The following is a 20,207-nucleotide window of genomic DNA, read 5'->3' as shown; positions in this document are numbered from 1 at the left end:
CCCTTGGCGATAGACGTTCAGGCGATCGCGCGGGCGATCTGGCCTTCCGTGAGGATTCCCGTGAGGCGGGCGTATCGGCCCAGCGCCATGAGCGGGAAGTAGATCCGGTAGAGGTGATAGCGGAGATAGAAAACGCGCGGGAAGCCGGTTCCAGTGAACTCGGGCTCATTCCAGCCGCCGTCTTCTTCCTGGGCGTTCAGGAGGTAGCGGACGCCGCGCCGAATCGCGTCGGACTCCACTTCACCCGCCGCCATCAGGCCCATCAGGGCCCAGGCGGTCTGGGAAGCGGTCGTCGGCCCTTCCCCGCGGAGGTGCGGCTCGTCGTAGCTGCGGGCGGTCTCCCCCCAGCCGCCGTTGGCCTGCTGCTTCGCCTTGAGCCAGTCCGCCGCAGCGCGGATCCGGGAGTCGCTCTCGGGAACGCCGATCTCGTGAAGGCCGACGAGGCACTGCCAGGTGCCGTAGAGGTAGTTCACCCCCCAGCGGCCGTACCACGCGAAATCCTTTTCCTGCTCGCTCCACACGAATTCGAGAGCCCGTGCGAGGTGCGGCGATTCGAGCGAGAAGCCGAGCCGGCCATACATCTCCAGGACCCGGGCCGTGATGTCGGCGGTCGGCGGGTCGATCATCGCGTTATGGTCGGCGAACGGGACGCGGGTCAGGAGTTCTCGATCGTTGTCCCGGTCGAACGCCGCCCAGCCGCCATCGCGGCACTGCATCCCTTCGATCCACTTCACCGCGCGGGTCATGGCGGCGATCATCGGCCGCATCCGCTCGAGGTCCGAGCAGGCCCGCGCGCCGCGGGCGGTCTTGCCGCAGACAATGGTCGAGAATCCGTCGGGTGTTCCGACCTTCGTGGTCGGGACGAACTGGGCCTGCCACGTCGAGTACAGGTCCCCCGGCAGGCAGCGGGCGAGCGCCATCGTGACCATGATGGTGTCGTCGATGTCGGGATAGAACTCGTTGTTGAACTCGAAGTACCACCCTCCGGGCTCGACGTCGGGCATCTTGACCGACCAGTCCCCCTTGCTGCGGACTTCCTTCGACAGGAGCCAGTCCACCGCGCGGCGGATCCGCGGGTCATCGGCCGGAACGCACGCTTCGCGAAGGGCGATGACGCTGATGCACGTGTCCCACACCGGAGACCGGCACGGCTCCAGACGAGCCGTCTCTTCTTCGTGAATCGTCAGCTTCTCGAGCTCGCGGTGGGCAGCCTGGACCTCCGGGGCGTCATCCGCGTAGCCGAGGCACTTGAGGGCGACAATGCTCCAGATGATCGGCGGGAAGATCGCGCCGAGGCCGTCGCTCTGGCCAAAACGGTCCAGCATCCACCGCGACGCCTTCGCGATGGCCCGGCGACGGAGCGGCTTGACGTGCATCCCTTCCATCGCCTTCCAGCCTCGGTCGACAGCCGCGAAGACAGCGTGCCAGTTGATGCGGGAGGGCCGCTTCAGCGCGTCGAGCTGGTCCGACGGGGGCATCGTGACCGGAAGCTGTTCCGGCGATGTCAGGAACAGTTCGCGGATCTGCTGCGATTCCGGCAGCGATGCGGCGGGCTGGTAGGCCCACAGGAGGCTGAGCGGGATGAGAATGGTCCGCGACCAGGAGGACATCTCATAGATATTGAACGGGGCCCACTTGGGGAGGAGGATCACCTCGGGGGGAACCGCGGGACACTGCCGGTAGGCGATGATGCCGAGCAGGGCGAAGTAGTAGCGGGTGAAGCTGTTGACCTTCTCGGCTCCGCCGGCCGCGCGGATCGCTTCGCGGGCCCGGACCATGTAATCGGCCTGGGGATCGTGTCCGGTGATCTTGAGGGCCCAGTACGCCTTGACGGAGCCGCTGATCTCGAGCGGGCCGCCGGGGTACATGGCCCAGCCACCGCAAGGAAGCTGCTGCCGGCGGATGTATTCCGCCGCTTTCAGAGCGACTTCCGATTGTCCGCGGCCGAGGAAGGCGAGCAGGAGGATGTATTCGGACTCGAGGATCGTGTCGCCTTCGAGCTCACCGCACCAGTAGCCGTCGTCGGCCTGGCGATCGAACATCCAGTTGACGGTGCGGTCGAGAGCGTCCCGGATCTCTTCAGCGTGCTCCGACGGGGGAGCGGATTCGACGGGAGTGGAGAAGAGTGCGTGGCTTCCCAACCGATTGAGTCCTGAACTCATTTCAGGTGTTCCGTGTTGTCGGGTGCGGAGACAACTCGACGGATCGTTTGGCCAGCGCACCCCTCTGGCCGATGTGGGATGTTAGGGGGAACATCAAATTGACGGCAAGCCAGGGGCAAGGCGTGTCCCCCATCTGGGTCCAGGGGGCCCCCTGGTGGGGAGTGCAGAGGGGCAACGCCCCTTTGCCCGCCGGAGGCCCTCTCGTCGAGAGATATCTGAAGGAGGGCGTGTCTAAGCGCGGACGCCGTGTCGTATGCCCCCTCACCAACCCGCCGGGATTGCAAAGCCAGCTGTGAGGTGTGAGGGAGTCCTCAACGCCGGTACCACAAAGGGGACGTCCGTTGCTTACCACGGTTCCTCACAGAAGTGCCTCCGGCGGCAAGGGGGTGAGACCCCCTTGACCCTAGGCTGCCGTCGCACGTTGGGTTTGAGCTAAGGCACTGTGCCGGCACGGACGCGGTCTAAGCTCGCTCGGGCGAACGGAACCGGCGGCACTGACGGAAGAACGTCAGCGGGTTCTCGTAAACGATCTTGCGGATCTTCGCCTCCGAATGACCGCGGCGACGCATCTCCTGAATGAAGTCCGGAACCGCCAGCGGATTCGATGGCCCCCAGTCGCCGGCCGAATTCACCATGATCCGATCATCGCCATACCGCTCGATAATGTCTGCCGCCCGGGCCGGCGTGCACTTCGTCGTCGGGTACAGCGTCATCCCGCACCAGAATCCGTTCTCCCGCGCCAGCCGGACCGTGTGCTCTTCCACGTGATCAATGCAGACCCGCTCCGGCGGAAGGTCGGTCCGCTCCTTAAGCATGTCGACGATCATCCGCGTCCCCTTGTATTTGTCCTGCAGGTGCGGCGTGTGAATCAGGATCATCTCATTGAGCCGCACCGCCAGATCCAAGTGCTCCCGGAAGACGGTCGACTCATTGCGGGTATTCTTGTTGAGCCCGATCTCGCCAATCCCCAGAACGCCCGTCCGGTCGATGTACTCGGGAATCAGGGAGATGACTTCCCGCGCAAGCGAGACGTTCTCCGCTTCCTTGGCGTTGATGCAGAGCCAGCTGAAGTGCTGGATCCCCGAGGCGTGAGCCCGCTTCTGCTCAAAGCCGGTCAGCTGCTGGAAGTAGTCCCGGAACCCCTCGGCGGAACCGCGGTCGTAGCCGGCCCAGAATGCGGGCTCGCTCACCGCCACGCATCCCATGCGGACCATCCGCTCGTAGTCGTCGGTCGTCCGGGAAACCATGTGGACGTGCGGGTCGATGAAGGGAATCATGTCATATCTCCTTCCACATCAATAACTGACGAGTTCGGCCGCGGCGGCAATGCGAAGGAATTCGCACCGGCTGGGGCATGCAGATGATACTGAGTTCCGCGCTCCTCGCGTGAGCCTCGCTGTCTATGGGAGTACACCCTCGCCATTGTCGAAAACGCATGGCCCACGCGACCACCGTACCTTCATGAAAAGGCGGAGGTCCCAGAACGGTACTTGGCGGACGTCCTCCGGGATCGGCCAGATGCCGACATCCTCCCGCACCAGGAACTCGTGGATCAGGTAGTCCCGCAGGTCTACTCCGTAGTAAATGATGTCGGTCTGGTGGACGGAGAACACCGGGTTGCCCGCCAGGCACGGCTCCGACGGCATCATCCGGTGTTTGAAGATCGGGATAAGCCGCGGCGCGGTGACAACCTTCTCATTCGCCACCCGCTGAGCGTCTTCCGCCGACGGCGGCCGGAGCCCCCACTCGTCCAACCAGAAGTTGTTGTGCACAACGTCGAACAGGATGCCTCGTCGGGGAAGGTCCAGCCAACCGCTCAGGAGGGCGTCATCACATTTGCGCCAGTCAGGGAAATCTCTCGCGCTGGGCAATCCGGCCTGAAGGAACGCCCGCAGGTCTGGTGGAAACTGGAACCTGTACCGCTCCTCGGCGACCTCGACCTCCTCGTTCGTCAGTCCGGCCTCGAACGGGACACCATTGTCACGGAGAGTCGCCACCACGTCTGTCCACATCGCATCAGCCATGGTTTCCCCCGACGTCGAATCGGTCGTGACCCGGATCGTTCGATATAGTTACCCAGAGAAGTGTTGGCCGTAGCCGACGGTATTGGTCGCCCCAGCCGGGACGAACCTGCCGACCTCGGGGTGAGCGGCTTGGCCAACCCCGGCGTCCGAGCCTTAGTCAGCGGCAGTTTCACGCGGGATCTTCGCATGGACGATCGCTGATTCAAGAAGATCGCTGAATGCCACGTCCAACTGACCATAAGCTCCTGCGAATCGGACTGCTCACGTTCGTCAAAGCCAGCCTCAATCGCCCAGCTTAACCGGGCCCGCGAGGGTGCGGCGCCAGGTGAAAACTTGGCAAAAGACTAGACATTTTGTTGAGAAAGCGAAATCGGCCCGCTAGTCTAACTGCTGTCGTCACCTGATGGCGACCGATTGCTTCGTGACACTTGTTTCGGCGCAATCGACGTTCTTTTGGAATCAACGTTCAGTTCACGATCCCAATCAAGAATGGGGAGTCTGACACGCTTCCGTGGCCAGGTCGCACAACTTGGCGGAAGCGTGAGATTCGAGATGCCTTCCCTCAGGGATGAAGGTGGCCGAAGGTCACGGTGACGGCTCTGTTTCGCGGCCAGACGAAAGATTCAGTCCCGCGGAAGCACAGGGTCCCAGCGGCAGCAAGCCGCAAGTCTGAGGAGATCGCCATGTTTCCCCAACAGATGGAAGTTACGTTCGTTCAAATTGACGCGGTCGAAGAGATGAAGCTGCGGGCCTGGGCCCGGCGGAACTACCAGCCGGCCGGACGGCGGGATGCCAGCTGGCACCCGATTGTGCTGGATGAAATGCAGCGGAAAGAGCGTGAACTGAACGGCTGATCGTTCCTCAGATCCTGAGCCTCATACCGGCCGATGACTGAGGCGCCCACCTGGTGGGCCTCGTCAGGCTTCTCTGGCCGGTGGCGCGTCCGGTTCGGTTGGTGCCCATTGGGGTATCCCGCTGTTGCATGCTGCGCACAGTGTGCGATGTCGCTCACGAATCGCTGTGCAGGGCCGAGCGACATTCCCGGCAGTCGGCCCACGTCCGCGCGGCTTAATCCGCCCATGCGGTTGCTTGGGATCGCGCCCTGAGACAAGAGTGGCCGGACCGCTTCACTCGCCGTGGTCGACGATACGGACCACCTGCATCTTGGTCAGTCCGCGCGGCAGGGCGACCTCGGTCATGTCCCCTTCCTTCTTGCCCATCAGAGCCTTGGCGATCGGGCTCGTCGTCAGGATTTTGAGGATGTCGCCGTCGTAGTCCTCTTCGCCGGGACCGACGAACTCATACGTCTCTTCTTCGTCGAACGCGAAGTTCTTGACCGTGACGGTCGAGCCGAACGTCACGATCCCCTTCGGCATCTCTGACTTTTCGACGATGAAGCACGACGCCAGCTTGGACTTCATCTGGCCGATGCGGGCCATCATCCGCCCCTGCTCTTCGCGCTGGCCGTGGTACTCCGCGTTCTCGCGGAGGTCTCCTTCGGCGCGGGCGTCGGCAATCCGTTCGGAGATTGCCGGGAGCTCTTCCTCTTCCAGACGCCGGATCTCTTCCCGCAGCTTCTCGTAACCTTCACGAGTGATTGGTTGGCGTTCCATGACAGCCCTCCCGAGGGAAAGAGAGAGTCGGCCCGACACCGGCTCGGAGCTCTCGGCACATGACAAAAAAATCAACACGGAGCGCCTGGGGGCTCTCCGTGTCGTTGGCGTTAATGATACCCGGCTGTTGGTGGGTGTCCAGCGGATGGTGGGGAGGCGGAAGGCGGACGGTAGAGGGGACGGCGGATCTTGCGTCTTTTGCTCGGGGAGCGTGCCGGGCCGACGGGTGTCCTATGTGTCACCCAGAATCGCTGGCCAACGAACCGGGGCCAGGGGGACCCTGGTGGGGGATGCAAGGGGGCAACGCCCCCTTGCCCGCCGGAGGCCTGGCCGTCGAGAGATGTCTGAAGGAGTGAGTATCCAAACGCGGACAAGGTGCCGTATGCCCCATCACCAACCCGCGGGAATTGCGAAGCCAGCCGTGTGGATTGAGGGAGTCCTCATAACTGGTCCACCAAAGGGGACGTCCGTTGTGTACCACGGTTCCTCATAGAAGTGCCTCCGGCGGCAAGGGGTCGAGACCCCTTGACCCCAGGCTGCCGTAGAACGTTGGGTTTGAGCTATCGAGTCGTACCGGCAAGGACGCGGTTCGAGCCAACGGAATAAGGCTCTCCACCTTTACCGAACACCCCGCTGCCGGACGCTGGGGTTGTTCGGGGTTCCTCGGTATTCTCCGATTTCATTCCATTGGTATCACATCGAGGATCGCACGCATGGCTCCCAAGGCGCTCAACATCGGCATGATCGGCTACGGCTTCATGGGCCGGGCCCACACCAACGGCTACAAGCGGGTCAACGACTTCTTCGACCTCCCGCTCCGTCCGGTCCTCAAGGCCGCTTGTGCCCGCAGCGCAGAGAAGATTCAGGCCTTCGCCGACCAGTGGGGCTACGAGTCGATCGAGACCGACTGGCGAAAGCTCGTCGAGCGCAAAGACATCGACGCCGTCGACATCTGCGTCCCGAACAACCTCCACAAGGAGATCGCCCTCGCCTGTGCCGCCAACGGCAAGATGATCCTGTGCGAGAAGCCCCTGGCGATGAACGTCGCCGAAGGCGAAGAAATGTGCCAGGCGGTCGAGAAGGCCAAGGTCGTCAACACCGTCTGGTACAACTACCGCCGCGTCCCCGCCGTCACGATGGCCAAGCAACTCATCGACGAAGGCCGCCTGGGCAAGATCTTCCACTACCGGGCCAACTTCCTCCAGGACTGGACCATCTCCGAAGACCTCCCGCAGGGAGGGAACGCCCTGTGGCGGCTCGACGTCGAGGCGGCCGGCTCCGGCGTGACGGGCGACCTCCTGGCCCACTGCATCGACACCGCCGTCTGGCTGAACGGCAAGGTGAGCGACGTCACCGCCGTGACGGAAACCTTCGTCAAGGAGCGGATGCACAACCTGACCGGCAAGAAGGAGAAGGTCGGCATCGACGACGCCTGCGCCTTCCTGTGCCACTTCCAGAACGGCTCGCTCGGCCTGTTCGAGTCGACCCGCTACGCCCGCGGCCACAAGGCCCTCTACACGTTCGAGATCAACGGCGAGCATGGTTCGCTCAAGTGGGACCTGCACGACCTGCACCGCCTCGAATTCTTCGACTACAAGGACGAGGGAAAACTCCGCGGCTGGCGGTCGATCCACGTCACCGACGGCGAGCACCCGTACATGAACAAGTGGTGGGTGCCGGGGCTCCAGATCGGCTACGAACACAGCTTCGTGCACCACGTCCGCGACTTCCTCGAAGGAGCGGCGAAGGGCGAACCGTGCGGCCCGACGTTCCGCGACGCCCTCGAAACCCAGAAGATCTGTGACGCCGTCCTCGCCAGCGGCAAGGATCGGAGCTGGAAGTCGATCTGAGGGCGTTTCACGCAAGGATCTGTCAGCCGTCAGCGGTGAGCCGTCAGCAAAAGGCGGCTCATCGCGCGAGGGTTGGCCGCTGAAGGCGGGCAGCTCACCATGAATCGAGAATCGATCTTTTCGGCCAGCATCGGCTTCTTCCTCGCGCCGATCGGCAACTACCTCGACGATCCGCGCGTGACCGAGATCATGGTCAACGGCCCGGACGAAATCTACGTCGAGATCGGCGGGCGGCTGTTCGAGACTGAGGACCGGTTCGCCAGCGAGGACGTTCTCCAGTCGGCCGTCCACAACATCGCGCAGTACGTCGGCCGGGAGATCGACCCGGAGCGGCCGATCCTCGACGCCCGGCTTCCGGACGGCTCCCGCGTCCATGCCGTTCTTCCGCCGAGCGCCCGCCGCGGGACCTACCTGACGATCCGGAAGTTCCGGCGGGACGTCCACACGCTCGACGACTTCGTGACGCAGGGGAGCCTGTCGCCCGTCGCGCGGGAGTTTCTCGCCCTCGCGGTCCGGCTGCGCAAGAACATTCTCATCGCCGGGGGAACCGGCACCGGGAAGACGACGTTTCTCAACGCCCTTTCGGCGGCCGTCCCGGCAGAGGAACGGATCGTTGTCATTGAGGACAGCTCCGAGCTCCGCCTCAACCAGCCACATTCGCTCTACCTGGAGTCGCAGCAGGCCGACTCCGAGGGGCGGAAGGGGGTCACGATCCGGCAGCTGTTTACCGCCTCACTGCGGATGCGGCCTGACCGGATCATCGTCGGGGAAGTCCGGGGCGGCGAGGCCCTCGACATGGTCCAGTCGATGATCAGCGGGCACTCCGGGAGCATGACGACGGTCCACGCCAGCACGCCGCGGGACGCCCTCGTACGGCTGGAGACGCTCTGCCTGATGTCGGATGTCGAGCTGCCGGTCTACGTCGCGCGGGCCCAGGTCGCCTCGGCGATCCACCTCGTCGTCCAACTCACGCGGTTCACGGCCGACGGCTCGCGGCGGGTGACGCGGATCACCGAGCAGATGGGGATGGACAAGAACGAGGCGTACCAGTTCCGGGATCTCTTCGTGAGCCAGATCCGGGGCCGGGCGAACGATGGCCGGCTCCTGACGGACCTGCTGCCGACGGGTGAGCAGGTTTCGTTCGGTTCGGAGCTGGTGGAACAGGGGCTGCAGAATTCCGCTCCGCTGTCCCAGGCGGTCTGGCTCGGGCCCCCTTCATCTTGACGCCTGCTTTGCAATCCTTGCGGGTTGATGTGGGGGGCATCCGGCACGTTTTCCACGTTTGGAAACGTTCTCTTTCAGACAGTTCTCGACGGCCAGGCCTCCGGCGGGCAAGAGGGCGTTGCCCCCTTGCATCCCCCACCAGGGGCGAGCCCCTGGACCCCGGCGTGGGTTGCCCGACCGGTCATCCGTCCAGCAGACCAACATCCATGGAACGCACCGGCTGAATCTTCACAGGCCGGGTTCACGTTTTCCGCGACCTCCCCGTATGATCCAAGAGTCATGGATCCGGAACCGGCATTCACGACGACCATCAGAAGTGCCGCGACGGAATGACCTCGAGGCGGAATGAATTCGGTTCGACTGCTGCTGAATCCGATCTGGCCGTGGCCCTGGGTTGTGCTGACCGGGGTGCTGATGGTCACCTTGGTCCTCACGACGTACCGGCCGCGGCTGCGCCATCTGCCGGCCGGACGCCGCCGTCTGCTGCTCACCCTGCGTCTTCTGGCGGGGGCGGTGCTGCTCTTCGCCATGCTCCGTCCGACGCTCCAGTTCACGGAGAAGGACGACGACCCCGCCCAGATGATCGTCCTCGGGGACAAGTCCCGGAGCATGAACACGCCAGACGGAGCGGCGGGGGCGACGCGGCGGCAGACCCTCCTCAAGCTGCTCAAGGACAATCAGGAAAAGCTCGGGGAGCTGGGGAAGAACGTCGAGTTCCGGTACTTCGATTTCGACACCGAGTTCGTCGGCGTCGAAGCGTTCGGCGAAGTGGCCGACGGGAAGTACACGGCCATCGGCAAGGTGCTCGACGGACTTCGGACCGAAGAGAACGGTAAGCGTCTGGGCGGGATCATCCTGCTGAGCGACTTTGCCCAGCGGGCCATGGGGGAGAACGACGTCGATCCACGGGCGGCGGCGAGGCGGTTCGTCGAACAGCGGGGCGTTCCGATCCACCCGGTTCTCCTCGGGACGTCCGAGCTCTCCTCGTCGGGCCTCGATCTCGCTCTGGAAACGCCGCTGGCCGATTCGATGGTCTTCGAGCGGAAGACCACTCCCATGAAGGCACAGCTCGTCATGAGCGGAGCGGCCGGCCGCAAGGTGCTGGTCAAACTGCAGTATGAGGACCGGACCGGAGTGGGGGCGAACGCTCCCGGCGTGTGGAAGGACATCCCAATCACCCCGGAGGCCCGCTCGCAGCAGGAGTTCACGACGACGAAGAACGTCGACCGCCGTGAGGTGACGCTGTCGTTCGTGGCGCAGCAGACGGGGGAGTACAAGATCGCGATGGAGGCGGTCCCGCTCGAAGGGGAAATCCGCCAGACGAACAACCGCGTCGAGACGATCGTCAACGTCAGCAAGGGGGGGCTGAAGGTCGCCTACTTCGACATCGCAAACCCCGAGCAGGCGTTCGTCCGCAAGCTCAACCAGACGGCGCGGATCCAGCTCGACCTCCAGGTGATCCCCGGCGGCGAGCTGATGAAGAACGTGCAGATCGACCGCCGACTCTTTCAGCGGGGGGCGTACGACGTCTATGTGATCGGCGACATTCCGGCGTCCGTCTTCCGCCAGTCCGGGACCGATCTCCTGCAGCTCCTGGCCGAGCGGGTCGAGGAGGGCTCAGGCCTCCTGATGCTGGGGGGGCTGCAGAACTACAGCGCCGGCGGTTACGGGCGAAGCGCCATTGCGCGTTACCTTCCGGTCCGGCTCTCGGACAACGCCCCGCGTCCGCCCCAGCCGGACGACCACCTAAGCCGCCGGATCCAGATGCTCCCGACCGGAACGGGGCTCGATCACTACCTCATGATGCTCGACCCGCAGAACAACGAGCGGGCGTGGCGGATGCTTCCCAAAATGACCGGGGCGACGAGGCTGGCGCCGAGCAGCGGGGCGGCCGAAACGCTGGCCCAGTCTATCGAGGGGGATCCGCTGCTGATTGCCAGCGACGTCGGACGGTCGCGGGTTGCGGCGCTGGCGGTGAATGAGACCTGGATGTGGTATCTGCGGGGTCACCGGGACCTGCACCAACGGTTCTGGCAGCAGCTTTTTCTCTGGCTGGCCCACAAAGAGTTTGATACCGAGGCCGCGGTCTGGGTGCGGGTTGATCCGAAGAATTTTTCCCCCGGGGGCCGGGTGCCGATCGTGTTTGGGTCGCGCGACAAGAACCTCGCTCCGGTGAAGGATGCGGACTATCAGGTCGAAGTCGTTCGGCCGGATGGATCGAAGCAGACGGTGACGCCGCAGAGGACGGCGGAAGGGGGACAGGGGGAGTTTGCGGGGACTGATTTGCCGGGGGACTACTGGGTGTCGGTCCGGGCTTCGAAAGATGGGAAGTCGCTTGGTCTGACGGCGACGACGCGGTTCATTGTCGATGCGCGGGACATTGAGCTGGACAATCCGGCGGCGAATCCGGAGCTGGCGAACGAGATCGCCACGATTACGGGGACGGTGGCGATTGTCCCGGAGAAGTTTGGTGATTTTGTGGATCAGTTGTTGGCTCAGGGGCTGATGACGGAGATGACTCGGCAGCGGTTGGAGAATTTGTGGGATGGGTGGCCGTTGTTGTTGTTGTTTGCGGGTCTGATGACGTTGGAGTGGACGTTGCGGAAGACGCGCGGGCTGGTGTAGCGACTGGCGTAAGAACCGGGCCCAGGGGCACCCTGGTCAGGGGATGCAAGGGGGAGAATCCCCCTTGCCCGCCGGAGGCCGTCTCGTCGAGAGCTGTCTGAAGGAGAGCGTGTCCAAGCGCGGACACCGTGCCGTATGCCCCTTCACCAACTCGCGGGGACCGCAAAGCAAGCGGTGTGGTTTGAGAGAGTCCTCATGGCCGGTTCCACAAAGGGGATACCCGTTGCTTACCACGGTTCCTCATAGAAGTGCCGCTGGGGTCAAGGGGGCGTGGCCCCCTTGACCCCAGCGGCCGTCGCACGTTGGGTTTGAGCTATCAACGCTTTGCCGGCGAGGACGCAAAGTCAGTCGAGGAGCTCGACGCTACCCGCTACACACCGCTGTTGCCCCGCCGCCGTCGCCACGCGGAGGGCTCCATCATCATCGAGACCCAAACAGGTCCCGCTGACGGTTCGCACACCATCGCTGACACTGAGAAGCCGACCCGTCAGAAAACACCGCGCCCGGCAGCTCTCGATCACCGCCCCCGGAACTTCCGCCACGGCGTCGAACTGCCTGCGCAACTGCTGCAGGACCTCAATGAGGACATCGGTCCGCGGCAACTCCTGTCCCGCCACATCGGCCAGCGAAATCATCCGCTTCTGGACTTCAGGCGGCGCAGCCTCTCGAAGGTTATTGACGTTGATGCCAATCCCGATGATCAGCGAATCCGGCGAAGACTTCGGCGTCTCCACCAGGATCCCGCACACCTTGGCCCCTTCGAGATAAACGTCGTTGGGCCACTTGACCCGGACATCCGCCCGCGGACCGAGCAGCGTCTCCAGTGACAGCGCCACGCTCGCTCCGCAGGCGAGGGACAGAATCGGCCACGAGGCGAGCGGCATCCCCAGCTTCCGCGGCTCGAGCAGGAGCGAGAAGGTCAGCGCCCCCGCCCCGGTCATCCACCGATTGGCGCCGCGTCCGCGTCCGGCCGTCTGCTCGTCCGCCACGATGAGCAGCGGCGTGCGGGCCCCTTCCCGGGCTGCCGCATGGGCGTAGTCGTTCGTCGAGGGGAGCTGCGCGAAGAGCCGGACATCGGCGAGAAAGGTCTCGCGGAGCAGGCGATCGGCGTCGAGAAAGGGACCGGACAGGGACATTCAACCGGGGATATCAAGACGGCACTTGGCCGAGGTCAGCCAGGCACCGGAACGGCGAACAAGACAATAACAGTGAGCCCTCTTATCTGTGTTAATCTGCGTTCATCTGTGGCTGAATCAGAAGGATTGGCCACAGATGAACACGGATGCACACAGATAGGACGAGGTGACTAGACCGGCTCTCCCTGGTCCATCGCAAAGTTGCGGAGGTACCGCAGGCTCTGGACGACCGACACCTTGCGGAGCTCAAGCGAGCCTTCATAAGCGCGGTCTTCGACTTCGGCGCACACAGGTCCGCGGTAGCCGATGTCGCTCAGGACCGAGAAAAACTTGCCCCAGTCGACATCCCCCAGGCCGGGGAGCTTGGGGGTGTGGTACTCGTTCGGGTGGGCAAAGATTCCCAGGTCGTTGAGCTTCTCGACGTCGAGGCGGGCGTCCTTGCAGTGGATGTGGAACAGCCGGTCCTTGAACTCCCGGAGCGGCGTGAGGTAGTCCATCCGCTGCCAGACGAAGTGAGAGGGATCGAAGTTGAGGCCGAAGCTCGGGCTGGGGATGATCTCGAGCATTCGCCGCCAGTAAGCCGGGCTCGTGGCGAGGTTCTTTCCGCCGGGCCATTCGTCCTTCGTGAAGTACATCGGGCAGTTTTCGATGGCGATTTTGACGCCGTTGTCTTCCGCCAGGCGGATGATGTCGGGCCAGATCTTTTCGAAGAGGGCCCAGTTGTCGGACATGGGGCGCGTCCAGTCTTTGCCGACGAAGCTGGTGACAACTCCGACCTTGAGGAGCGGCGCGGCCTGGATCGTTTTCTTGAGGTGGGCGATGCCGCGTTCGGCGTCTTCGCGGTCGGGGGAGAGGGCGTTGGGGTAGTAGCCGAGTCCGCTGAGGGCGACGCCGCTCTGGTGGACGGTGGCCAGGATGTCATCGGCGCGGCTTTGGGTCATGTCGGTGACGTCGACGTGGGTGACGCCGGCGTAGCGGCGTTCGGCCTTTCCGACGGGCCAGCACATGACTTCGACGCATTTGGCTCCTGCTTTTTTGGAGAAGGCCAGGAGTTCGGGGAGGGAGAGTTCCGGAAGGATCGTGCTGACGAAGCCGAGTTGCATCGAGAGTCTCCAGGTGGCAGCGGGTGAGGTGTGAGTCTATCGAAGGGGAGGGGAGACATCGAATGCACCCCTTCACCGGGTCCAGGGGCACCCTGGTGGGGGATGCAAGGGGGCAACGCCCTCTTGCCCGCCGGAGGCCTGGCCGTCGGAAGATGTCTGAAGGAGTGAGTGTCCAAACGCGGACACCGTGTCGTATGCCCCTCACCAACCCGCGGGGATCGCAAACCCAGCGGCATCGGGTGAGGGAGTCCTCAACACCGGCACCACAAGGGGGGATATCCGTTGCTTACCACGGTTCCTCATGGAAGTGCCTCCGGCGGCAAGGGGTTGCCCCCTTGACCCCAGTGGCCGTGGCACATTGGGTTTGAGCTATCGACGTCGCGCCGGCAAGCACACGTTGCGTCCATTGGTGAAGCGCGGCGGAAACTCGTAAACTGCAAACCCACGTCTCACCGCATCTCGGCATCTCCTTAAAACCATCATGAAGCTCCGGCACGCACTCGCCGCAGTGTTCCTGCTGTTTTGCCAACCCGTCCTGGCAGACAACCCCATCCGCGTCCTCTTCCTGGGAGACAACGGCCACCACCGCCCCGGCGACCGGGCCGCCCAGCTCATCCCCGTCCTCAAAGAGCGCGGAATCCAGGTTCAGTACACGGACGACATGGCCGCCCTCGCGCCCGCGTCCCTCGCCAAGTTCGACGGACTCCTGATCTTCGCGAACACCACGCAGATCAGCCCCGAACAGGAGAAGGCCCTTCTCGACTACGTCGAAGGAGGCAAAGGCCTGATCCCGCTCCACTGCGCCTCCTACTGCTTCCTCAACTCGGAGAAATACATCGCCCTCGTCGGCGCCCAGTTCCTCCGCCACGGAACGGGCGACTTCCGCACGCGGATCGTCGATCCCAACCACCCCGTCATGAAAGGGTTCGACGGGTTCGGAAGCTGGGACGAAACCTACGTCCACACCAAGCACAACGAAACCAACCGGATCGTCCTCGAAGTCCGGGCCGACCAGCAGGGCTTCGAGCCCTGGACCTGGGTCCGGACGCAGGGCAAGGGACGCGTCTTCTACACCGCCTGGGGCCACGACGAACGGACGTGGGGCCAGCCTGGCTTCCAGAACCTCGTCGAACGCGGCCTCCGCTGGGCCGTCGGCCGCGATCCGCAGGAAGCACCGAAGTTCACCGATCCGCAGGCCTTCGCCCTCCCCGAGATCACGGCGTTCCGGAAAGACGTCAAGCCGTTCGAGTTTATCGACGTCGGTCCCAAGATCCCGATCTACCCCAAGGGGGAAAAGTGGGGAACACAGGCGGCCAACCAGTCGCAGATGCAGACGCCGATCGCCCCGGAAGAGTCGATCAAGCACTTCGTCACCCCCGAGGGCTTTCAGCCGCGTCTCTACACCAGCGAGCCACAGCTCGGCGGCAAGCCGATCGCGATGAACTGGGACGCCCGCGGACGGCTGTGGGTTTGCGAGACCTACGACTACCCCAACGAACTCCAGCCCATTGGCGAAGGTCGGGACCGGATCCGGATCTGCGAAGACACGAACGGCGACGGCGTCGCCGACAAGTTCACGGTCTTCGCGGAGAAGCTCAGCATCCCGACGGCGATCACGTTCTACCGCGGCGGGGCGATCGTGCAGGACGGCGTCGAAACCGTCTACTTCCGCGACACGAATGGCGACGACGTCGCCGACACCCGGCAGGTCCTCATGACCGGCTGGGGGATGGGAGACACCCACGGCGAAGTCAGCAACTTCCAGCTCGGCCTCGACAACTGGATCTGGGGGATGCAGGGCTACAACCAGTCGGAGCCCACCTTTGGCGGAACCAAGACTCCCAGCTTCCGGCAGGGTTTCTTCCGCTTCCGGCTCGAAGGGGAAGGGGAGGGAGTGAAGGTCGCCGAGCTCGAGTTCGTCCGGTCGACCAACAACAACACCTGGGGCCTCGGCATCAGCGAAGAAGGGATTATCTTTGGCTCCACCGCCAATCACTGCCCGAGCGTCTACATGCCGATCGCGAACCGCTACTACGAGCGGGTCCGCGGCTGGTCGCCGGAAGTCCTCCAGATGATCTCGGACACGCACCTGTTCCAGGCGGCCACGGAGAAGGTCCGCCAGATGGACCATGCCGGGGGCTATACCGCCGGTTGCGGCTCCGCCCTCTACACGGGCCGCAACTACCCGCAGGCGTACTGGAACCGGACGCAGTTCGTCTGCGAGCCGACGGGGCACCTCGTGGGGACCTTCGTCCTGCGGCAGGAAGGTTCGGACTTCACCTCGCAGAACACGTTCAACATCCTCGCCAGCGACGACGAATGGTCGTCGCCGGTCCTGGCTGAAGTCGGTCCGGATGGGAACCTGTGGGTCATCGACTGGTACAACTACATCATCCAGCACAACCCGACGCCGCAGGGCTTCAAGACCGGCAAGGGGAACGCCTACGAAACGGACCTCCGCGACAAGAAGCACGGCCGCGTCTACCGCCTGACTTACGGGAAGGCAGACGGTTCGCTGGCCGTGACCAACCTCGCCAAGAGCGAGCCCAAGCAGCTTGTCGCGTCGCTCGCCAGTCCGACGATGCTCATCCGCAAGCAGGCGCAGCAGCTCCTCGTCGAAGCGGGTGACCGGTCGATTGCCGGCGACCTGCTGGCCCTGGTGCGGAACAAGGACGTTGACGCAGTCGGTCTCAATGCCGGCGCGGTTCACGCCCTCTGGACGCTCAAGGGGCTCGGTCTCCTGGACGAGGCCAAGGGCGATGCTTACACGACCGCGGTCGCGGCGCTGCGGCATCCCTCGGCGGGCGTGCGGCGGAATGCTCTCCAGGTTCTGCCACAGAAGGCCGAATCGACGCAGGAGGTGCTGGCGGCGGGACTCCTGAACGACAGCGATCCCCAGGTCCGCCTCGCCGCGTTCCTGGCCCTGGCTGATCTGCCCGCCACGAATGACGCAGGCTCGCGCGTTGCTGACGCGGCTCTCGAACCGCAACGACAGGATCGCTGGACGTCCGATGCCGTCATCGCCGGTGCGGCGAACAACGCCGTCGGCTTCCTGACCGCCCTGGCTCGCGCCAAGGCCCCGAACAACAAGGACGCCGCGGCATTGCCTGAAGCCACGCTGCGGACGGCCTCGATCGTGGCGGAGCACGTCGCTCGCGGCACGCCGGACAGCAAGCAGGTCGACGCGATCCTGGCCGCCGTGTCGGAAGGGAACGTCTCCGTCCTCGAAGCAGTCTTCAGCGGCTTCTCCCGCGGATGGCCCAAGTCCCACAAGATCGCCCTCAACGAAGCGACCGAGAAGCGCCTGTTGTCGCGTCTCGAACACCTCTCACCCGGTGCGCGAGGACAGGTCGTCCGGCTGGCCGGCCTTTGGGGAAGCCAGGCCTTCGAGGCCCACATCAGCGGAATCGTCCAGGCGCTCCTGGCGGACATCGGCAGCGAGGACAAGCCGGACCGCGACCGGATCGCCGCCGTCCGACAGCTGATCGACTTCAAACCGGATGACGGCCGTATCGTCGAACAGCTCCTGGAGACGATCCGGCCGCAGTCGAGCGCCGCCTACTCGACGGGCGTTCTCGAAGCCCTCGGCAGCAGCACGGCAGACGACCTCGGTAGCCTTCTCGTGGAGCGGGTCGGCGGCTTCACTCCCGATCTCAAGCGGGCTGCTCTCCGCAGCCTGCTCTCCCGCCCGGCCTCGACGGCGGCATTCCTCAAGGGGGTCGAAGAGGGGAAAGCGGTCCTCGGCGACCTCTCGCTCGATCAGAAACAGGCCCTCGCGGCGCATCCCGACCGGACGATCCGTGAGCAGGCCAAAAAGCTCCTCGCGGCTGGCGGCGGCCTGCCGAACGCGGACCGCGAAAAGGTCGTCAAGGAACTGCTCCCCGTCACAGAGCGGACCGGGGACCCCGCCCTCGGGAAACTCGTGTTCACCAAGAACTGCTCGAAGTGCCACATGCACAGCGGAGAAGGGCAGAAGATCGGTCCGGACCTGACTGGCATGGCGGTCCATCCCAAGCACGAGCTCCTGATCCACATCCTGGATCCGAGTCGCAGCGTCGAAAGCAACTTCCGCACCTACACCGTCGTTACGACGGAAGGGCAGGTCCTGACCGGGATGCTGGCGTCGGAGACCCGGACCTCGATTGAGCTGATCGACACCGAGGCCAAGCGGCACGCCGTCCAGCGGTCGGACATCGACGAGCTGCGGGGAAGCACCAAGTCGCTCATGCCCGAAGGCTTCGAGAAGCAGTTCTCGCCAGATGACCTGGCGAACCTCCTCGAGTTCCTGACGCAGCGGGGGCGGTTCACGCCGCTCGACCTGCGGAAGGTCGCCAGCGTCGTCACGACCCGGATGATGTTCCACGACGAAGCCCGCGGAACGGACCTCGAGAAGCTCGTGTTCGCCGACTGGTCTCCCAAGACCTTCGAGGGGGTCCCGTTCCTCCTCGTCGATCCCCAGGGGGACCGCGTTCCCAACGCCCTCATGCTCCACGGGACCAATGGCGACCTGCCGCCGCGGATGCCGAAGCAGGTCGAACTGCCGGTCAACCAGCCGGTGAAAGCGATCCACTTCCTGGGACTCATCAGCGGCTGGGGATTCCCGGCCTACGGCGAAAAATCGCCAACCGTGACGGTCAGGATCCACTACGCGGACGGCACGAGCGAAGACCACGCGCTCCGGAACGGCGTCCACTTCGCGGACTACATCCGCCGGGTCGACGTACCGGAGTCCAAGTTCGCCTTCCCGGTCCGCGGCCAGCAGGTGCGGTACGCCTCGATCCTGCCGCAGCGGACGGACAAGGTGACGACGATCGAGCTCATCAAGGGGAACGACCCGACGAGCCCGGTCTTCATGGCCATCACGGTGGAAGGCCCGGGAAAATAGCCCCTTAGGATGCGAAACGGGACGGGGCGAAAGTGATCTCGGCGGAAAAGCGGCTCTCCGGCTAGACTTCGGCCGACTTGAGTCCCGCGGAAATCACGGATGAATTCCCGCCCCGCTCCCGGCTGGCCCACATCGGCGTCTTCGCCCGCTCCCCGCTACGGCGGCCTCGACTGGCTGCGCGCCGGTGCGAGCCTGGCGGTGGTCGTCCTGCATGCGGGGATTCCCTACATGAGTTCCCCCATGCCGGGGCTCGTGTGGTGTACGACCGATCTGCCGGCCCAGTCCGTCCTCGTCGACGGGCTCTGCTGGGGGATCGATACGTTCGTCATGCCGCTCTTTTTTCTGATCGGCGGGTTCCTGGCAGCACAGTCGTGCGAACGCGCCGGCCCCGTCGCCCTCGTCCGCAACCGGACTCTCCGGCTCGGAATTCCATTCCTCGTCGGCGCGGTCCTGATCCTCCCGCTCGACCTTTATGTCTGGCTCCTGGGATGGGTCTGCGAAGGACGGATCATCCCCCGCAAACTTCAAAGCCTCAAAGTCGACGCGCCCCTCTCCGACCAGCTCCTCGGGCCGAGCCACCTGTGGTTTCTGATCTACCAGTGGATCTTCTGCGCGTACGGGGGACTGATCGCCTTCTGGAACACCCGGCGTCCGGCCGCGGAGCCGGCGACCATTCCGATCCGCCGCGGTCCGTCGACCTGGACGCGGGCGGCGATCGTGGCCGGTCTCTTTGCGATCAGCGTGGCGGGACTCACCTGGGATCCGCGGGTCGTGATCGGCTTTGAGCAATCGATTCTTTTGACTCCGGGGCGGCTTGCGTACTACGCCCCCTGCTTCGCCCTGGGCTGGCTGGGGCGAATGAGCGGCATCGCCGGCAACTCCGGACTTGGCCTGCGTCTCGTGGCCGCGGCGGGCCTGCTGTTTCTTCCCGTCTGGTCGACGGTGGCGATGCACGTTGCCGAGCCGTTTTCCGGATGGTCGCGGCTGGGACTGACGACCGGGTTCGCCGGCTGCGGCTGGCTGGCCGCCTCGGGGCTGTTCCTGACGGCGATCGATGGGTCGCGGACGGTCACGCCCCTGGTTGGATACCTTTCGCGGGCCTCGCTGTGGATCTATCTGGCCCATCATCCCGTTGTCGGGCTGACGCAGGTCTCACTGCGGGTCTTCGACCTGCCGGGGCCGGTCAAGTGCGGACTCGCGGCCGCGGTGGGGATCGCGATGAGTCTTCTGACGTACGAGGCCTTCGTTCGGGGAAAGCGGCTCGACGAGTGGCTGAACGGAACCGTTCGGCCTGCCGCGTTGGACGGGAAGGTGATCCGAAAGGCGGCGTGACGCGCCAGCCCGAACCGCGTCCTTGCCGGCACGGCTCCCATAGCTCGAACCCAACGTGCCACGGCAGTCTGGGGTCAAGGGGGCCACGCCCCCTTGCCGCCGGAGGCACTTCTATGAAGAACCGTGGTAAGCAACGGATGTCCCCTTTGTGGTACCGTTGTTGAGGACTCCCTCACCCGATGCCGCTGGGTTTGCAATCCCCGCGGATTGGTGAGGGGGCATCCGGCACGTTGTCCGCGTTTGGATACGTGAT

12 protein-coding genes are annotated in these 20,207 nt (G+C 64.5%); 6 read left to right on the top strand and 6 right to left on the bottom strand.

Going from position 1 to position 20,207, the window contains the following annotated elements:
• Nucleotides 1-17: 17 nt before the first annotated feature.
• From VT03_RS32310 to VT03_RS32300, 3 genes are all read right to left on the bottom strand, one after another.
• Nucleotides 18-2,162: a prenyltransferase/squalene oxidase repeat-containing protein gene (locus VT03_RS32310; protein WP_075096821.1), complete on the bottom strand. Its 2,145-nt coding sequence runs from the start codon at nucleotides 2,160-2,162 to the stop codon at nucleotides 18-20.
• A 461-nt stretch (nucleotides 2,163-2,623) separates the two neighbouring features.
• Entirely contained in the window at nucleotides 2,624-3,436 is an 813-nt protein-coding gene (locus VT03_RS32305; RefSeq protein WP_410000428.1) for a TatD family hydrolase, read from the bottom strand.
• Nucleotides 3,437-3,562: 126 nt separating this feature from the next.
• Nucleotides 3,563-4,186 carry a hypothetical protein gene (locus VT03_RS32300; protein ID WP_075096819.1) on the bottom strand — a complete coding sequence of 208 codons (624 nt, stop codon included), beginning with the start codon at nucleotides 4,184-4,186 and terminating at the stop codon, nucleotides 3,563-3,565.
• Nucleotides 4,187-4,869: 683 nt separating this feature from the next.
• On the opposite strand from VT03_RS32300, the gene VT03_RS34010 reads away from it, so the two are divergent.
• Complete coding sequence (locus VT03_RS34010) at nucleotides 4,870-5,040, top strand: hypothetical protein (RefSeq protein WP_156514936.1); 171 nt, start codon at nucleotides 4,870-4,872, stop codon at nucleotides 5,038-5,040.
• Between the two features lie 273 nt (nucleotides 5,041-5,313).
• Here the strand turns inward: VT03_RS34010 and greA are convergent, their stop codons facing one another.
• On the bottom strand, nucleotides 5,314-5,799 hold the full coding sequence (gene greA / locus VT03_RS32295; RefSeq protein ID WP_075096818.1) for a transcription elongation factor GreA: 486 nt from the start codon (nucleotides 5,797-5,799) through the stop codon (nucleotides 5,314-5,316).
• Between the two features lie 713 nt (nucleotides 5,800-6,512).
• Here greA and VT03_RS32290 point away from each other — a divergent pair.
• The 3 genes from VT03_RS32290 to VT03_RS32280 all read left to right on the top strand — a co-directional run bounded on the left by VT03_RS32290 (nucleotide 6,513) and on the right by VT03_RS32280 (nucleotide 11,498).
• Complete coding sequence (locus VT03_RS32290) at nucleotides 6,513-7,649, top strand: Gfo/Idh/MocA family protein (RefSeq protein WP_075096817.1); 1,137 nt, start codon at nucleotides 6,513-6,515, stop codon at nucleotides 7,647-7,649.
• 99 nt (nucleotides 7,650-7,748) lie between these two features.
• Nucleotides 7,749-8,873, top strand: a complete 1,125-nt coding sequence (locus VT03_RS32285; RefSeq protein ID WP_075096816.1) for a CpaF family protein — start codon at nucleotides 7,749-7,751, stop codon at nucleotides 8,871-8,873.
• Nucleotides 8,874-9,218: 345 nt separating this feature from the next.
• A complete protein-coding gene (locus VT03_RS32280) occupies nucleotides 9,219-11,498 on the top strand; it encodes a hypothetical protein (RefSeq protein WP_075096815.1) in 2,280 nt (759 codons plus the stop codon).
• Nucleotides 11,499-11,842: 344 nt separating this feature from the next.
• On the opposite strand, the gene VT03_RS32275 is transcribed toward VT03_RS32280, so the two are convergent.
• On the bottom strand, nucleotides 11,843-12,634 hold the full coding sequence (locus VT03_RS32275; RefSeq protein WP_075096814.1) for a biotin--[acetyl-CoA-carboxylase] ligase: 792 nt from the start codon (nucleotides 12,632-12,634) through the stop codon (nucleotides 11,843-11,845).
• A 170-nt stretch (nucleotides 12,635-12,804) separates the two neighbouring features.
• Nucleotides 12,805-13,737 (bottom strand): sugar phosphate isomerase/epimerase family protein, encoded by a 933-nt coding sequence (locus VT03_RS32270; RefSeq protein WP_075096813.1) that lies wholly within the window; start codon nucleotides 13,735-13,737, stop codon nucleotides 12,805-12,807.
• A gap of 481 nt (nucleotides 13,738-14,218) precedes the next feature.
• Between VT03_RS32270 and VT03_RS32265 the strand changes: the two genes are divergently transcribed.
• On the top strand, nucleotides 14,219-18,622 hold the full coding sequence (locus VT03_RS32265; RefSeq protein WP_075096812.1) for a PVC-type heme-binding CxxCH protein: 4,404 nt from the start codon (nucleotides 14,219-14,221) through the stop codon (nucleotides 18,620-18,622).
• A 99-nt stretch (nucleotides 18,623-18,721) separates the two neighbouring features.
• Nucleotides 18,722-19,954 carry an acyltransferase family protein gene (locus VT03_RS32260; protein ID WP_075096811.1) on the top strand — a complete coding sequence of 411 codons (1,233 nt, stop codon included), beginning with the start codon at nucleotides 18,722-18,724 and terminating at the stop codon, nucleotides 19,952-19,954.
• Nucleotides 19,955-20,207 lie beyond the last annotated feature (253 nt).

Source organism: Planctomyces sp. SH-PL14 (assembly GCF_001610835.1).
GTDB lineage: Bacteria > Planctomycetota > Planctomycetia > Planctomycetales > Planctomycetaceae > Planctomyces_A.
This window is presented reverse-complemented; position numbering and strand designations above follow the sequence as displayed.

What these genes read in the sequence shown, in the direction of transcription:
- VT03_RS32310 (WP_075096821.1), bottom strand. Translation starts at nt 2,162, where the DNA reads ATGAGTTCAGGACTCAATCGGTTGGGAAGCCACGCACTCTTCTCCACT.
- VT03_RS32300 (WP_075096819.1), bottom strand. Translation starts at nt 4,186, where the DNA reads ATGGCTGATGCGATGTGGACAGACGTGGTGGCGACTCTCCGTGACAAT.
- VT03_RS34010 (WP_156514936.1), top strand. Translation starts at nt 4,870, where the DNA reads ATGTTTCCCCAACAGATGGAAGTTACGTTCGTTCAAATTGACGCGGTC.
- greA (WP_075096818.1), bottom strand. Translation starts at nt 5,799, where the DNA reads ATGGAACGCCAACCAATCACTCGTGAAGGTTACGAGAAGCTGCGGGAA.
- VT03_RS32290 (WP_075096817.1), top strand. Translation starts at nt 6,513, where the DNA reads ATGGCTCCCAAGGCGCTCAACATCGGCATGATCGGCTACGGCTTCATG.
- VT03_RS32285 (WP_075096816.1), top strand. Translation starts at nt 7,749, where the DNA reads ATGAATCGAGAATCGATCTTTTCGGCCAGCATCGGCTTCTTCCTCGCG.
- VT03_RS32280 (WP_075096815.1), top strand. Translation starts at nt 9,219, where the DNA reads ATGAATTCGGTTCGACTGCTGCTGAATCCGATCTGGCCGTGGCCCTGG.
- VT03_RS32275 (WP_075096814.1), bottom strand. Translation starts at nt 12,634, where the DNA reads ATGTCCCTGTCCGGTCCCTTTCTCGACGCCGATCGCCTGCTCCGCGAG.
- VT03_RS32270 (WP_075096813.1), bottom strand. Translation starts at nt 13,737, where the DNA reads ATGCAACTCGGCTTCGTCAGCACGATCCTTCCGGAACTCTCCCTCCCC.
- VT03_RS32265 (WP_075096812.1), top strand. Translation starts at nt 14,219, where the DNA reads ATGAAGCTCCGGCACGCACTCGCCGCAGTGTTCCTGCTGTTTTGCCAA.
- VT03_RS32260 (WP_075096811.1), top strand. Translation starts at nt 18,722, where the DNA reads ATGAATTCCCGCCCCGCTCCCGGCTGGCCCACATCGGCGTCTTCGCCC.